Source organism: Aeromonas sp. S15(2024), assembly GCF_041402265.1.
Classification (GTDB): Bacteria; Pseudomonadota; Gammaproteobacteria; order Enterobacterales; family Aeromonadaceae; genus Aeromonas; species Aeromonas dhakensis.
Genome location: NZ_JBGLQY010000006.1, coordinates 1 through 13,778 on the forward strand (window position 1 = coordinate 1; position 13,778 = coordinate 13,778).

Below are 13,778 nucleotides of genomic sequence, written 5' to 3' on the forward strand. Positions count from 1 at the left end.
ATAGCGCAGTGGAACCACCTGACCCCATGCCGAACTCAGAAGTGAAACGCTGTAGCGCCGATGGTAGTGTGGCATTCGCCATGCGAGAGTAGGACACTGCCAGGCACCCAAATTGAAGAAGCCCGCTCATTTGAGCGGGCTTTTTTATTGCCTGAAATTCAGTCATTTCTCCCCTAAGTGCAGTTCAGCTGTTCGATCTGCAACCACCTTACTCACACTGCTTCTTGTGCGGTTTGCCCATTACGGGGCTGATATTTGTCCATCAATTCAATTGTTGAACAGAAAAAGCACGGAATGTGATGCCTCTACCTTTCTTGCGATGCCCGCTCTGCTTTAATTCGTCAGCCTACGTTCGATGGGCCAAGGAATCACAATAATCTGAGGAATGGACACATGTTCAAAAGAACAGTAACGATGATGCTGGCGGCGGGAACCCTGGTATTAGGCGGTTGCGCATCCAATGGCGGTGCAGAGCAGGCGGCGGACAACAGCGATTTCGGTGGCAAGTCCATCTACCTGCGCGGGGAGATGAACGACTGGATGGCAACCGACGCGAGCAAGGTGGTCAAGGTGGCCGACAAGCTCTATATGGCCAAGGGAACGCTCAAGAAAGAGTGGGCTCCTTACAAGTTCAAATTCGCCGACTCCGGCTGGAGCTGTGGCACCAACTTCGGCTACAAGAGCCCAAGCGATGGCGTTGCCGTGCTGGGTGGAGAAGCCGTACCGGTCAATCCCTGCTCCAAGTATGAGGATATGAAGTTCTCACCGGATGCGGATGGTGTCTATGAGTTCTATCTGAATATGGCTGGTGACACCCCGACCGTATACGTCAAGAAGCCCTGATCTGCGACGGGAAGCAAGCTTCCCGAGCAATTAAATGACGCGATGTAATGCCCCGGATCAGTATCCTGCTGGCCGGGGCATTTTCTTGTGGCAGACATGACCAGAAAGCGCAAATAATTACTATATATTGTGATTTCATCTTCCGTGTTGGCTATATGTAGTAATGGCTGTTACTGTCATGAGGTCGCGGCATATCCAGGAGGTTGATTGAACATGGCTAAATCACATCCGGTGCGAGAGAGCGAAAGCGGCTTTCGCCAGATCCCTCTGCAGGAGACTTCCCTCGAGATCTGGGACAGCAAGTACCGGCTCAAGAGCAAGGACGGCACTCCCATCGATGGTGCCATCGATGAGACTTACCAGCGGGTTGCCCGTGCTCTCGCCGCGCAGGAGCATGACTCTGATGCCTGGTATGAGCTCTTCCTGTGGGCCCTGCGCAATGGTGCCATTCCTGCTGGTCGCATCATTTCCAATGCCGGCGCATTCGAGCACAAGCCTGCTACCTCCACCATCAACTGCACCGTGTCCGGCACCATCGAGGATTCGATGGACGATATCCTCGGCAAGGTGCACGAGGCGGGGCTGACCCTGAAGGCCGGCTGCGGCATCGGCTATGACTTCTCGACCCTGCGCCCGCGCGGGGCCTTCGTCTCCGGCGCCGGGGCCCATACTTCTGGCCCGCTCTCCTTCATGGATATCTACGACAAGATGTGTTTCACCATCTCGTCGGCGGGAGGGCGTCGTGGCGCCCAGATGGGCACCATGGATATCCGTCACCCCGATGTGGTCGAGTTTATCCAGGCCAAGCGGGAGGATGGCCGCCTGCGCCAGTTCAATCTCTCCCTGCTCATCACCGAAGAGTTCGTCAAGGCGGTGAAAGAGGATGCCTCCTGGCAGCTTATCTTCCCCTACACCGCCAGGGAGGTGGGGCAGGATGGTATTGCGCTGGATGATCCCGCCCAGGTGGTCTGGGCCGACTGGCCCAACAAGGAGGGGGTTGTCGTCAACGCCTTGGGACAGGTCGCCTGCAAGGTCTACAAGACCCTGCCGGCCCGCAGGCTGTGGAACGTCATCATGACTTCCACCTACGACTATGCGGAGCCCGGTTTTATCCTTATCGACAAGGTCAACCAGATGAACAACAACTGGTTCTGCGAGGAGATACGGGCAACCAACCCCTGTGGCGAGCAACCGCTGCCTCCCTATGGGGCCTGCCTGCTGGGATCCATCAACCTGACCCGCTTCGTGCGCGATCCTTTCACCGAACAGGCCGCCTTTGACTGGCCCGCATTTCGCAAAGTGGTGGCCATTTTCACCCGTATGCTGGACAACGTGGTGGCGATCAACCAGCTGCCGCTGGCCAAGCAGCGCGAGGAGATCATCAGCAAACGCCGGCATGGCATGGGCTTCCTTGGCCTCGGCTCGGCCCTCACCATGCTGCGGATAAAATATGGCTCTACCGCCGCAGTCGCTTTTACCGAACTGGTATCCCAGGAGTTGGCCATGACCGGCTGGCGCGAGTCCCTGGCCTTGGCGAAGGAGAAGGGCCCGGCCCCCATCATGGAGCAGGAGTTCGAGGTGACCGGCAAGCTGCTGCGACTGCGCCCCGAGATGGCGGCGGATGGCATCAAGCCGGGCGACAAGGTAAAGGGCAAGGTGCTGCACGCGCGCTACAGCCGCTATATGCAGCAGGTGGCCGAGGTGGATCCTGCCCTGGTTGCCGAGCTGGCAGAAGTGGGGGGGCGTTTCACCCACCACAGCAGCATAGCGCCGACCGGCACTATCTCGCTCTCGCTCGCCAACAACGCCAGCAACGGTATCGAACCGAGCTTTGCCCACCACTACAGCCGCAACGTCATCAAGCCGGGCAAGAAGAGCAAGGAGGGCGTGGATGTCTACTCCTACGAGTTGCTTGCCTACCGCGAGCTGGTGAATCCGGCGGCCATGTCCTATGCCGAGGATGAGGCGACCCGGCTGCCGGACTACTTCATCACCGCCGACGACATCACGCCGGCGCAGCATGTGGACATTCAGGCGGCAGCCCAGCGCTGGATCGACTCCTCCATCTCCAAGACCGCCAACGTGCCGACCGACTTTCCGTTCGAACAGTTCAAGGACATCTACCTCTATGCCTCGGATTCGGGGCTCAAGGGCTGCACCACCTTCCGATTCAACCCGGCAGCCTTCCAGGGCGTGCTGGTGAAGGAGCAGGATCTGGAGAAGACTCAGTACGAGTTCACCCTGGAGGATGGCTCAGTCGTCACGGCAAAAGGGAATGAGGAGATCGAATACGATGGCGAGCTGCATACCGCCGCCAACCTCTACGACGCCTTGAAAGAAGGCTATTACGGCAAATTTTGAGGACGAGTTCATGATCAAGAAGATCGACGGGAAAATCGTCGCCTACCAGGTGAAAACCCGGGATGAGCCGCAAGCAGAGCCGGCCCAGCAGGATGCCGTGGTACAGATGCACGAGACAGTGCTGCGGCCGGAGCGGTTGATGGGCACCACCTACAAACTGAAGACGCCGGAGCATGTCTCCGAACATTCGCTGTTCATCACCATCAACGACATAGTGCTCAATGAGGGGACGGTGCACGAGACCCGCCGGCCATTCGAGATCTTCATCAACTCCAAGAGCCTGGAACATTACCAGTGGATAGTGGCGCTGACCCGCATCATCTCGGCGGTGTTTCGCAAGGGGGGTGATGTCACCTTTCTGGTGGAGGAGTTGCGCTCCGTGTTCGATCCCAAGGGTGGCTACTGGAACAAGGGCAAGTACGTACCGTCCCTTATCGCCGAAATTGGCAACGTGATCGAGACCCACCTCACCGAGATCGGTATGCTCAAGGTGGCCGGGCTGGATGAGCACCAGCAGGCGTTTCTGGCCGGCAAGCAGGCGGAGATCCAAGCCGCGCAAGAAGCCGACGAGCAGCAGGCTGGGAGTGGTTTTCCCCCCGGTGCGGCGCTCTGCTACAAGTGCCACAGCAAGGCGCTGGTGCAGAAAGATGGCTGCATGACCTGCCTTAACTGCGGCGACTCCAAGTGCAGTTGAACCCTTGGGGGCCAGTAAAGGTCAGCTGCTGTTTTTCTGCGCAAACACGCGGGGTGCCCAAGTGATTTGTTGCGTGATGGTAAAATCGGGCGTAGCGTTGGGGGTAATAAAACTGTCACGGCCGTGTGGTTTCAATGACATCTGAGATTCACACACGTGGCACCTTCAGTGCCAAGGAGGATGCTTATGGACAACACGGACCGAAAGCTGTTTATCCTGGATACCAACGTTCTGCTTCACGAACCTCTCGCCATCTACTCCTTCAAAGAGCACGACGTGCTCATCCCCATGACGGTGCTGGAAGAGCTCGACAACATCAAGGATCGCCACAAGGACGTCAGCCGCGATGCGCGAGTGGCCATCCGGGCGCTGGAGGATGTATTTCGCGACGCAACGCCGGAACAGATTGCGCAAGGGGTTGCGCTGGCCGGTGAGGCGAGCGGTCACATCTCCATCTTCAGTGACCATCATCTGCCGCAGGATGCCGAGGTGTTCACCGACAAGGAGGCCGACAACCGCATCATCAACGCGGCCCTCTACCTGCAAAAGCACGAATTGAAGCGGCAGGTGGTGCTGGTCACCAAAGACATCAACATGCGGCTCAAGGCCAAGGGGGCCGGGCTTGCCCACGTCGAGGATTATCGCAGCGACCAGCTGATCGATGACATCCGGCTGCTCGCCAAGGGCTTCCAGACGGTGCCCGGCAGCTTCTGGGAGCGGGTCGGCGAGTGTGACAGCGAGACCCATGGCCGCGATACCGTCCACGTCATCGATGCCAAGCTGCTGGAGGGGGTTCACGTCAACCAGTACCTGATCGATGAAGAGAACTTCTTCGCCGCCCGGGTACTCAGCCACGACAACCAGAAGATCCGCATCAAGGATCTAGGGCGCGAGCGGCTGATGTCCCGCAAGGCGTGGGGGGTGCATCCGAAGAACGTCTATCAGGGGATGGCGCTCGATGCGCTGCTCGACCCGCACATCGATCTGGTGATCCTGACCGGCCCGGCGGGCTGCGGCAAGACACTGCTGGCCATGGCTGCCGCCCTGGAGCTGGTGATCGAGAAGGGGATCTACGAGAAGGTCATCGTAACCCGTAATACTCCGGAAATTGCCGAGAGCATCGGCTTCCTGCCCGGCACCGAAGAAGAGAAGATGATGCCCTGGCTGGCTGCGGTCACCGACACTCTGGAGGTGCTGCACAAGCAGGACGAGAACATGAGCGGGTCCCTCAGCTACATCATGGAGAAGGCCAACATCCAGTTCAAATCGGTCAACTTCATGCGCGGGCGCAGCATCCAGAACACCTTCGTGCTGCTGGATGAGTGCCAGAACCTGACCGCGTCCCAGATCAAGACCATCATCACCCGCTGCGGCGAGGGCACCAAGATCGTCTGCTCCGGTAACCTGGCCCAGATCGACTCCAACTACCTGAGCCCGGTGACCTCGGGTCTGACCTACATAGTCGAGCGTTTCAAGGACTTCGATGGCAGTGCCAACATTTTCCTGAACGGGGTGGTGCGCAGCAAGCTCGCCTCCTTCGCCGAGGAAAACCTCTGATCTGACTATCCATCCTCATATGAAAAGGGGAAGCCGACCGGCTTCCCCTTTTTTGATCCCGTTGCCGGTCACTGCTCCTTTGTGCGGCCAAGGTAGCGCAGCAGCCCGGGGTGGTCGCTGTTGTGCAGGATATCCGGCGTACCCTGCAGGGCGATGCGCCCCTCGTCCACGAACAACACCTGATCGGCGATGAGCTGGGCATCTTCCGGGTTGTGAGAGACCATCAGCACGGTAATGCCCTGCTCGCAGGCGAGCCTGGCCACCTCCGCCAGCATCTCCCGGCGCAGGGCTGGATCGAGCGCCGAGAAGGGCTCATCCAGCAGCAGCAGCGGCTTGCCGCGTACCAAGGCGCGGGCCAGCCCCACCCGTTGCTGCTGGCCACCGGAGAGCTGCTCCGGCAGGCGCGTGAGCATCTCGCCGAGGCCGACCCGGTTCGCGGCATCCTTCACCTGAGCCCGCTGGGCGGCGTTCAGGCGCAGGCCGGGGTGCAGGCCGATGGCGATGTTGTCGAATACCGACAGGTGCAGGAACAGGTTGTGATCCTGAAACAGGGTGGTGACCGGCCGTGCGGCCGGGCCCAGCGGCAGCAGATCTTCACCATCGAAGCTGAGGGTGCCTGATTCTATCGGCACGAAACCGGCGATCATGCCGAGCAGGGTCGACTTGCCTGCCCCGCTCGGACCGATCAGCGCGGTGATCTCCCCCTTGGGCAGGGTGGCGCTGAAGCTGACGCGCCAGTCCGGGTAGCTGGTCACCAGCTCATCAATGTTCAGCATGTTTTCCTCTCAAGGGGGCGTTTGAGCGACCAGCACAGCCGCCGAGACGGTAGCGTCGGGTCTTTTGTCTCTCAATGGTCGGCATGCTTTCCTCCAAGCCCCCGCTCTACCAGCCAGAACAGGGAGAAGCAGAGGGTGAGCAGCAGCAGGGCGGTGGCGGCCGCCTCGGTCAGCCGGTAGCTGCCGAGCTGCTGATAGAGCAGCCAGGGCAGGGTGGTGAGCTCCTGGCTGCCGAACATGGCGATGGCGCCGAGATCCCCGAGCGACAAGATCATGGCCAGCGCCGCCGCCTGGCCCAGCGGACGGCGCAGCAGGGGCCACTCAACCAGTCGCAGGCGATGCAGGCCGTGTACCCCCAGGCTGTCGGCCAGCCGGTCGTACTGGCGTACTACCAGCTGCATGGGGGCGGAGAGGGTACGCAGCACATAGGGCAGCGCCATCAGGGCGTTGACCAGCACCACCAGCCAGGGGCCGAGGGCAAAGACATCGGCAAACGGCATGCACAGGATGAAGAGGCCGGTGGAGAGCACCACCGCCGGGATCATCAGGATCACCGAGCCACTGGTCTCCCACAGGGTGGCGGCCCGCCGCTTGTGCTCCCGAACCCGCAGATGGCGGCTGGTGAGCAGCAGGGCGCTGCCGAGCAGGGTGGCCAGGCTGCCCGCCGCCAGCGCAATCAGCAGCGACTGGCCGCTGGCCAGCCACAACTTGCCTGAGGTCAGGGCATCCGGCAGGCCGGGATTGAGGCCGGCCACCACGATGGCCAGCAAGGGGGGCAGGAATACCGCCAGCCCGATGGCAAGGGCGAGGGAATCCACCAGGCCGCTGCCCGGCTGATGACGGTCCGGTCGCAGACAGGGGCGATGAGAGGTGATCCGGCTGGCCGGGCTGCTCTGCAGCTTGTGCTGCAGCATCAGCAGGGCGGCGGTCAGAATGAGCTGGACCAGCGCCAGTCCGCCGGCGGTGGCGAGATCGAAGTCAAAGCGCAGTGCCTGATAGACGGCCACCTCCAGGGTGGTGGACTTGGGGCCACCCCCCAGCGCCAGCACGGTGGCGAAGCTGGTGAAGCAGAGCATGAAGATGAGGCTGGCCAGCCCTGGCAACTGGGCCCGGATCAGCGGCCACTCCAGCAGCTGGAAGATATGGGAGGAGCGCATGCCGAGCTGGCTGGCGAGGCGCCAGGAGGATTCGGGGATGCTCTCCAGGCTCTGCAGCAAGAGACGCGCGGCCAGCGGCATGTTGAAGAAGACGTGGGCCAGCAGGATGCCGAACAGGCCGTAGAGGTAGTTGCCGGGAGCGAGCCCGAACCCGTGCAGCAGTTGCGGCAACCAGCCCTGCTTGCCGTGCACCGCGACGATGCCGAAGACGGCGATGATGACCGGCAGTACCAGCGAGAGGCCGAACAGCTTGATGAGCAGGGTGCGCCCCGGAAAGCGGCGCCGCGCCAGGGCGCGGGCCACCGGAATGGCCAGTCCCAGGCTCAGCAGGGTGGAGAGCAGCGCCTGCCAGAGGCTGAAGCCCAGCACGTGGCGCAGGTAGGGGTCAGCCAGCAGGGGGCGAGGGGCTAGCCCCCCTGCCTGCCACAACAGGGCCGCCAGCGGCCCCAGCGACAACAGCAGGATCAGGACGGTGGCGGCACTGCCCGGCAGCCACCAGAGCAGACGCGTCCCAGGTTTCACGAAGAGATGACTCACTGGGTAACGGCTTGCAGCCACTCGCGGATCCAGCCCTTGCGATTGGCGGCCACCTCGTCAGAGCTGAAGGCGAGCGGCTTAGCTACGGTGATCATCTGCTCGAAGCCCTTGGGCAGCGGTGTGTCGATCACCGGATACATCCAGTTGCCGGTCGCCATCTCGTTCTGGAAGGCGGGGCTTATCATGAACTGCAGGAACTGATCCGCCAGCTTGCCCTGCTTGGCATTTTTGAGCTTGGCGGCCACCTCCACCTGACGGTAGTGCCCCTCTTCAAACGCCGCGGCCTGATACTGGGACTTGTGCTCGGCAATCAGGTGATAGGCGGGTGAGCTGGTGTAGGAGAGCACCATGTCCGCCTCGCCATCGAGGAACATGCCATAGGCCTCTGACCACCCCTTGGTGACGGTGACCGTCTTTTTGGCCAGTTGCTCCCAGGCGGCGGGGGCCTGGTCACCGTAGACCGACTTCATCCACAGCATCAGCCCCTGGCCCGGGGTGGAGGTGCGGGGATCCTGATAGATGATCTTGAGGTCGGGCCGCGCTACCAGTTCTTTCAGGCTCTTGGGGGGCTGCTTGAGCTTCTCCTTGTCGTAGACGAAGGCGAAGTAGCCATAGTCGTAGGGGACGAAGGTGTCATCCTGCCAGCCGCCGGGCACCTTGAGGCCATCCAGCTTGGTGGCGTGAGCGGCGAACAGGCCGCTCTGCTTGGCCTCACTGACGAGGGCATCGTCCAGCCCCAGCACCAGGTCGGCCTTGCTGTGTTTGCCCTCCAGTCGCAACCGGTTGAGGATGGCCACGCCATCTTCGAGCGGCACCAGATTGAGGGTACAACCGCACTCCTTCTCGAAGGCCTGTTTGATCTTGGGACCGGGTCCCCACTCGGCAGTGAAGGAGCTGTAGGTGTAGACGGTGAGGGTATCCGCCGCGAAGGCCTGAGCGGAGAGCAGGCCGGTGGCGGCTAGCAGCAGGGTTTTCATGGGTGGCACTCCCTTTAGCAATGAGGTGCCAGCGGATGAGGGCGCAAAAACGAGCGCCATGCCTCAAATTCCTCCGCCAGCATTATCTGGATCAGGTTCACGGGTATAATCTCAGCGGTAGACCGCACCCCGTTTGAGAAACGCACCGCATTGTATTAACGTTCTTGGGGGGAGGCCAGCACAATTGTTCCTGCGGGCCAGCGAGACGGATCAGCTCAACAGAGGATGTTTGCGTGATCACCAGCACCAAGGAAAGACGCGCCTTCCAGCGCATGATAATCAATGCTCCCGTCACCATCTTCCAGCAGCAGCAGGTGCTGGAGGGGGTCTGCCGGGATCTCAGCGCCAACGGCATGGGCATCTCGGTGCCGGAGCACCAGCTCGATACGACCCAGCCCATCCGGGTGAGCCTGGCCACCAACAACAACCTGTTGCCCCCCTTCGAGGCGCAGGCCCGCATCATCAGGGTGCTGGAAGAGGAGGACGGGCTCTTGCTGGCCATCGAGTTCCAGTCCCTCGCCTGAGCCATCCATTTCCTTGCCTCCATCGACCAGCCCTGCGCTGGTCGCTTTCATTGTGGCCTGTCCCCCCTCGTTTTCATGACGTCCACCACCTATTTGTCGGCGCGAACCGGCTGCACGCTGAGCTGCTTGCTGTCGATGAAGGTCTTGCTGGTCGGGGCCAGCTGACCCATCGCCAGCTGGGCCGGGCCGGTGGGTTCCATCAGCAGGTAGGTTTCCCCTTCCCAGCTCAAGGTAGCCTCGCCTGGCTTGGCCGGCAGCGCCACTCCGAGCAGGGCGTGACCCGGTACGAACACCATGGCCTGTTTCAATTCGGGAAAGAGCTGGGCCAGCATGGCGGTCATCAGGGTTACCTTACTGTCGCAGTCGCCCTGATTTTGCTCCAGTACCTGGCGGGGGCTGAGAAAGCCCTTGCCCTGGCGGCCCGACTGACTGTCGAGCAGTTGATAGGGGATGGCCTGCACGAAGTCGAGCATGTGGGCAGTGGTCTTCTGGCGCGCCTCGGTTTCCGTGCTGCCCTGCTGCTTGAGCTGTTCGGCCAGCGGCGCCAGTTCGCTGCGGCTCTCCAGTGCGATGCGCACGTGATCCTGCTTGATGGCGGCGGCACCGTCGGGGGCGGTGAACGGCTGAAAATAGTGCAGCTTGAGCCACGCAGCCTCCTGCTTGTCGCGCTGCTGGGTGAGCCAGCTCATGGCCTTGGCGACCTGTTCGGGTTGGCGGCCCTTGAGTCTGAGCTCCATCTCGGGGCGGGAGAGGGAGAACTGCACGGCGGGGAACTCGGCCACTCCCTGTTGCAGCAGGCTCTGCAGCACGTCCTCCTGCATGCGGGCCGACCGATAGGCGATGAGCGGCGGCAGCTTGCCTGCCTCCAGCCGATAGGTGAGTTGCTGCGCCTTGCCGTCCTTGTCCTGCCAGCCGACGTTGAGCTGACCGCCACTGCTGTTGAAATAGGTCTGCCCGGCGCAGACCGGCAGCGCCAGCCAGAGGCCGCAGAGCAGGGGGAGGGCGAGTGTCATCTTCATCCAGGTGTCCCGTCGGGTATGCAGAAGTGGCGGGCCATGGCGTGCACCTAGGCCTGACAATAAAACAGGGAGCCAAGGCTCCCTGTTGATTCTACTCGTTTTTTGCAACTGGCTGATTAAATCCAGCTCGGCTGTTTTGCCTCGAAGGCGCTGATGGCGGCCTCGTGCTGCAGGGTCAGGCCGATGGCATCCAGCCCGTTGAGCAGGCAGTAACGACGGAACTCATCGATCTTGAAGCCGAAGCAGAGGCTACCTGCCCGCACCTGATTGGCTTCCAGATCTACTTCGATCTCGATGTCCGGCTGGGCGGCGACCAGTTGGAACAGGGCGTCGACCTCCTCCTCCTTCAGGCGCACCGGCACCATGCCGTTGTTGATGGCGTTGCCGTAGAAAATGTCGGCAAAGCTCGGGGCAATGATGGTCTTGAAGCCGTAGTCCGCCAGCGCCCAGGGGGCGTGCTCGCGACTCGAACCGCAGCCGAAGTTCTCGCGGGCCAGCAGGATGCTGGCGCCGGCGAACTGCGATTGGTTCAGCACGAACTCGGGGTTGGGCTGCAGACCGGCATCGTCCAGGAAGCGCCAGTCGTGGAACAGGTGCTTGCCAAAACCGATGCGATTGACCTTCTGCAGAAACTGCTTGGGAATGATGGCGTCGGTGTCGACGTTGGCGCTGTCGAGGGGGACGACGATCCCTTTATGCTGTTTGAAACCTGTCATGTACGTTCCCTCTTACAGTGCACGAATATCGGCGAAGATGATGTCGGTGACGGCGAAGGGCCGTCCGTGTTGTTTGAATGCTTTCATCCTCAACCCCTCTTACAGTGCACGAATGTCGGCGAAGCGGCCGGTGACGGCGGCGGCGGCGGCCATGGCCGGGCTCACCAGATGGGTGCGGCCGGCGCGGCCCTGACGCCCCTCGAAGTTGCGGTTGCTGGTGGAGGCGCAGCGCTCCCCCGGTTGCAGCCGGTCGTTGTTCATGGCGAGGCACATGGAGCAGCCGGGCAGACGCCATTCAAAGCCGGCCTCGATGAAGATCTTGTCGAGCCCCTCGGCCTCGGCCTGGGCCTTCACCTGCTCGGAGCCCGGCACCACCAGCGCCTGCACGCCAGCGGCGACCTTGCGACCGCGGGCGATGGCGGCGGCGGCGCGTAAGTCCTCGATGCGGCTGTTGGTGCAGGAACCGATAAACACCTTGTCGATGGCGACGTCGGAGAGCTTCTGACCCGGTTGCAGATCCATGTAGGCGAGGGCCTTGCGGGCGGATTGCTGCTCCATCAGATCGCTGAAGGATTCCGGCGCCGGAATGGGTTCATTGACGGCGATCACCTGACCCGGGTTGGTGCCCCAGGTCACCTGAGGGGCGATGTCGGCGGCGTCCAGCACCACTTCGGCATCGAATTTGGCATCGGCATCGCTCTTGAGGCTCTGCCAGTAGGCGATGGCCTGCTCCAGCGCCTCGCCTTTGGGGGCGAACTCCTTGCCACGGATATAGTCGATGGTGGTCTGGTCGGGGGCGATCATGCCGGCCTTGGCGCCGAGTTCGATGGCCATGTTGCACACCGTCATGCGCCCTTCCATGGTGAGCTCTTCGATGGCCTCGCCGGCGAACTCCACCACATAGCCGGTACCGCCGGCATGGCCGACCTTGCCGATGATGGCCAGCACCACGTCTTTGGCGCTGATGCCATCACTCAGTTTGCCGTTGACCGAAATGCGCATGGTCTTGGCACGGCCCTGTTTCAGGGTCTGGGTGGCCATCACATGCTCCACCTCGGAGGTGCCGATGCCGAACGCGAGCGAGCCGAAGGCGCCGTGGGTGGCGGTGTGGGAGTCACCGCAGACGATGGTGGTGCCGGGCAGGGTAATACCGAGCTCGGGACCCATCACGTGGACGATACCCTGATACTTGTGGTTCAGGTCATAGAGGCGAACCCCAAACTCCTTGCAGTTATGGGCCAGCGTCTCCATCTGGATGCGGGCCATCTCGCCGGAGGCGGCGATGTCCTTGGTGGTGGTGGAGACGTTGTGATCCATGGTGGCCCAGGTCAGATCCGGGCGACGCAGCTGGCGGTTCATGGCGCGCAGGCCGTCGAATGCCTGCGGGCTGGTCACTTCATGCACCAGGTGGCGGTCGATGTAGATGAGGGGGGTTTCCCCTTCCACTTCCCGCACCACGTGGGCGTCGAATACTTTCTGATAGAGGGTCTTGGCCATTGCTCGGTTTCCTTGTTATCTATGCCGTGGGGTCAGATGCGCGCGGCGATCTGGCTGCCCATCTCGGCCGTGCTCTGCACCGGGTGCTTGGCTCTGGCCTGATGCAGGTCGGCGGTGAAGTAGCCTTCGGCCAGGGTCTGGGCCACGGCCTGCTCGATGGCCTGGGCGGCGGCTTCCTGGCCGAGGCTGTAGCGCAGCATCAGGGCGGCGGAGAGGATCTGGGCGATGGGGTTGGCGATCCCCTTGCCAGCGATGTCCGGGGCCGAGCCGCCGGCCGGCTCGAACAGTCCGAAGCCCGATTCGTTCAGGCTGGCGGAGGGGAGCAGCCCCATGGAGCCGGTGATCATGGCGCACTCGTCGGAGAGGATGTCGCCGAACAGGTTGGAGCAGAGCAGCACGTCGAACTGGGACGGATCCTTGATGAGCTGCATGGTGGCGTTGTCGATATACATATGGTTCAGTTCGACGTCGGGATACCCCTTGGCGACCTCGTTTACCACCTCGCGCCACAGAATGGAGGAGGCGAGCACGTTGGCCTTGTCGATGGAGGTGACCTTGGCCTTGCGCACCTGGGCCGACTCGAACGCTATCTTGGCGATGCGCTCGATCTCGAAGCGATGGTACACCTCGGTGTCGAATGCCTTCTCGGTGGGGCCTTCCCCTTCACGCCCCTTGGGCTGACCGAAGTAGATGCCGCCGGTCAGCTCGCGCACGCAGGCGATGTCAAAACCGCGATCCGAAATGTCGGCCCGCAGCGGAGAGAATTGCTCGAGGCCGGTGTAGATACGGGCCGGACGCAGGTTGCAGAACAGCTTGAAGTGGGCGCGCAGGGGCAGCAGGGCGCCGCGTTCCGGCTGATCGTTGGGGGGCAGATGCTCCCACTTGGGGCCGCCCACCGAGCCGAACAGCACGGCGTCGGCCGCTTCACAGCCGGCTATGGTGCTCTGGGGCAGCGGGGTGCCGTGGTTGTCGATGGCGATGCCGCCCACGTCATGGCGCTCGTAGTCGAGGGCGAAGCCGAATCTGGCCTGCACCTTTTCCAGCACCTTGACGGCCTCGGCCATGACTTCCGGGCCAATGCCGTCACCCGGCAATACTGCGATCCGATAACTGCTCATAC

12 protein-coding genes, 1 rRNA gene and 1 riboswitch are annotated in these 13,778 nt (G+C 62.0%); of the genes, 6 read left to right on the forward strand and 7 right to left on the reverse strand.

The features are described from left to right. The 5 genes from rrf to ACB033_RS13585 form a co-directional block, all read left to right on the forward strand. A 5S ribosomal RNA gene (rrf, locus tag ACB033_RS13565) occupies positions 1–105 on the forward strand; the annotation flags it as partial. A 288-nt stretch (positions 106–393) separates the two neighbouring features. After that, entirely contained in the window at positions 394–843 is a 450-nt protein-coding gene (locus ACB033_RS13570; RefSeq protein WP_005304399.1) for a pullulanase, read from the forward strand. A gap of 213 nt (positions 844–1,056) precedes the next feature. Further along, the gene (locus ACB033_RS13575) at positions 1,057–3,204 is read left to right on the forward strand and encodes an adenosylcobalamin-dependent ribonucleoside-diphosphate reductase (protein WP_139726431.1); all 2,148 of its coding nucleotides are present in this window, start codon (positions 1,057–1,059) and stop codon (positions 3,202–3,204) included. Between the two features lie 10 nt (positions 3,205–3,214). Further along, positions 3,215–3,898: an NrdJb gene (locus ACB033_RS13580; protein ID WP_139726432.1), complete on the forward strand. Its 684-nt coding sequence runs from the start codon at positions 3,215–3,217 to the stop codon at positions 3,896–3,898. 186 nt (positions 3,899–4,084) lie between these two features. After that, positions 4,085–5,455, forward strand: coding sequence for a PhoH family protein (locus ACB033_RS13585; protein WP_139726433.1), 1,371 nt, complete (start codon positions 4,085–4,087; stop codon positions 5,453–5,455). Positions 5,456–5,523: 68 nt separating this feature from the next. Here ACB033_RS13585 and thiQ read toward each other — a convergent pair whose 3' ends face one another. The 3 genes from thiQ to thiB form a co-directional block, all read right to left on the reverse strand. After that, positions 5,524–6,231, reverse strand: a complete 708-nt coding sequence (thiQ, locus tag ACB033_RS13590; protein ID WP_139726434.1) for a thiamine ABC transporter ATP-binding protein — start codon at positions 6,229–6,231, stop codon at positions 5,524–5,526. A 71-nt stretch (positions 6,232–6,302) separates the two neighbouring features. After that, positions 6,303–7,925, reverse strand: coding sequence for a thiamine/thiamine pyrophosphate ABC transporter permease (gene thiP / locus ACB033_RS13595; protein WP_139431545.1), 1,623 nt, complete (start codon positions 7,923–7,925; stop codon positions 6,303–6,305). Continuing rightward, positions 7,922–8,902 carry a thiamine ABC transporter substrate binding subunit gene (gene thiB / locus ACB033_RS13600; RefSeq protein WP_139431546.1) on the reverse strand — a complete coding sequence of 327 codons (981 nt, stop codon included), beginning with the start codon at positions 8,900–8,902 and terminating at the stop codon, positions 7,922–7,924. The genes thiP and thiB overlap by 4 nt, the downstream gene beginning before the upstream one ends. A 51-nt stretch (positions 8,903–8,953) precedes the next feature. After that, positions 8,954–9,044: riboswitch (TPP riboswitch) on the reverse strand. 91 nt (positions 9,045–9,135) lie between these two features. On the opposite strand from thiB, the gene ACB033_RS13605 reads away from it, so the two are divergent. Then, a complete protein-coding gene (locus tag ACB033_RS13605; RefSeq protein WP_005304376.1) occupies positions 9,136–9,426 on the forward strand; it encodes a PilZ domain-containing protein in 291 nt (96 codons plus the stop codon). A gap of 89 nt (positions 9,427–9,515) precedes the next feature. On the opposite strand, the gene ACB033_RS13610 is transcribed toward ACB033_RS13605, so the two are convergent. From ACB033_RS13610 to leuB, 4 genes are all read right to left on the reverse strand, one after another. After that, the gene (locus ACB033_RS13610) at positions 9,516–10,445 is read right to left on the reverse strand and encodes a transglutaminase domain-containing protein (protein ID WP_139431548.1); all 930 of its coding nucleotides are present in this window, start codon (positions 10,443–10,445) and stop codon (positions 9,516–9,518) included. A gap of 116 nt (positions 10,446–10,561) precedes the next feature. Further along, complete coding sequence (leuD, locus tag ACB033_RS13615; protein WP_139726435.1) at positions 10,562–11,161, reverse strand: 3-isopropylmalate dehydratase small subunit; 600 nt, start codon at positions 11,159–11,161, stop codon at positions 10,562–10,564. Positions 11,162–11,260: 99 nt separating this feature from the next. Beyond that, on the reverse strand, positions 11,261–12,658 hold the full coding sequence (leuC, locus tag ACB033_RS13620) for a 3-isopropylmalate dehydratase large subunit (protein WP_139726436.1): 1,398 nt from the start codon (positions 12,656–12,658) through the stop codon (positions 11,261–11,263). Between the two features lie 32 nt (positions 12,659–12,690). Beyond that, positions 12,691–13,776, reverse strand: coding sequence for a 3-isopropylmalate dehydrogenase (gene leuB, locus ACB033_RS13625; protein ID WP_139726437.1), 1,086 nt, complete (start codon positions 13,774–13,776; stop codon positions 12,691–12,693). Positions 13,777–13,778 lie beyond the last annotated feature (2 nt).

Bases quoted from the DNA above. Each gene is read 5' to 3' on its own strand.
- ACB033_RS13570 (WP_005304399.1), top strand. From the start codon at position 394: ATGTTCAAAAGAACAGTAACGATGATGCTGGCGGCGGGAACCCTGGTA.
- ACB033_RS13575 (WP_139726431.1), top strand. From the start codon at position 1,057: ATGGCTAAATCACATCCGGTGCGAGAGAGCGAAAGCGGCTTTCGCCAG.
- ACB033_RS13580 (WP_139726432.1), top strand. From the start codon at position 3,215: ATGATCAAGAAGATCGACGGGAAAATCGTCGCCTACCAGGTGAAAACC.
- ACB033_RS13585 (WP_139726433.1), top strand. From the start codon at position 4,085: ATGGACAACACGGACCGAAAGCTGTTTATCCTGGATACCAACGTTCTG.
- thiQ (WP_139726434.1), bottom strand. From the start codon at position 6,231: ATGCTGAACATTGATGAGCTGGTGACCAGCTACCCGGACTGGCGCGTC.
- thiB (WP_139431546.1), bottom strand. From the start codon at position 8,902: ATGAAAACCCTGCTGCTAGCCGCCACCGGCCTGCTCTCCGCTCAGGCC.
- ACB033_RS13610 (WP_139431548.1), bottom strand. From the start codon at position 10,445: ATGAAGATGACACTCGCCCTCCCCCTGCTCTGCGGCCTCTGGCTGGCG.
- leuD (WP_139726435.1), bottom strand. From the start codon at position 11,161: ATGACAGGTTTCAAACAGCATAAAGGGATCGTCGTCCCCCTCGACAGC.
- leuC (WP_139726436.1), bottom strand. From the start codon at position 12,658: ATGGCCAAGACCCTCTATCAGAAAGTATTCGACGCCCACGTGGTGCGG.
- leuB (WP_139726437.1), bottom strand. From the start codon at position 13,776: ATGAGCAGTTATCGGATCGCAGTATTGCCGGGTGACGGCATTGGCCCG.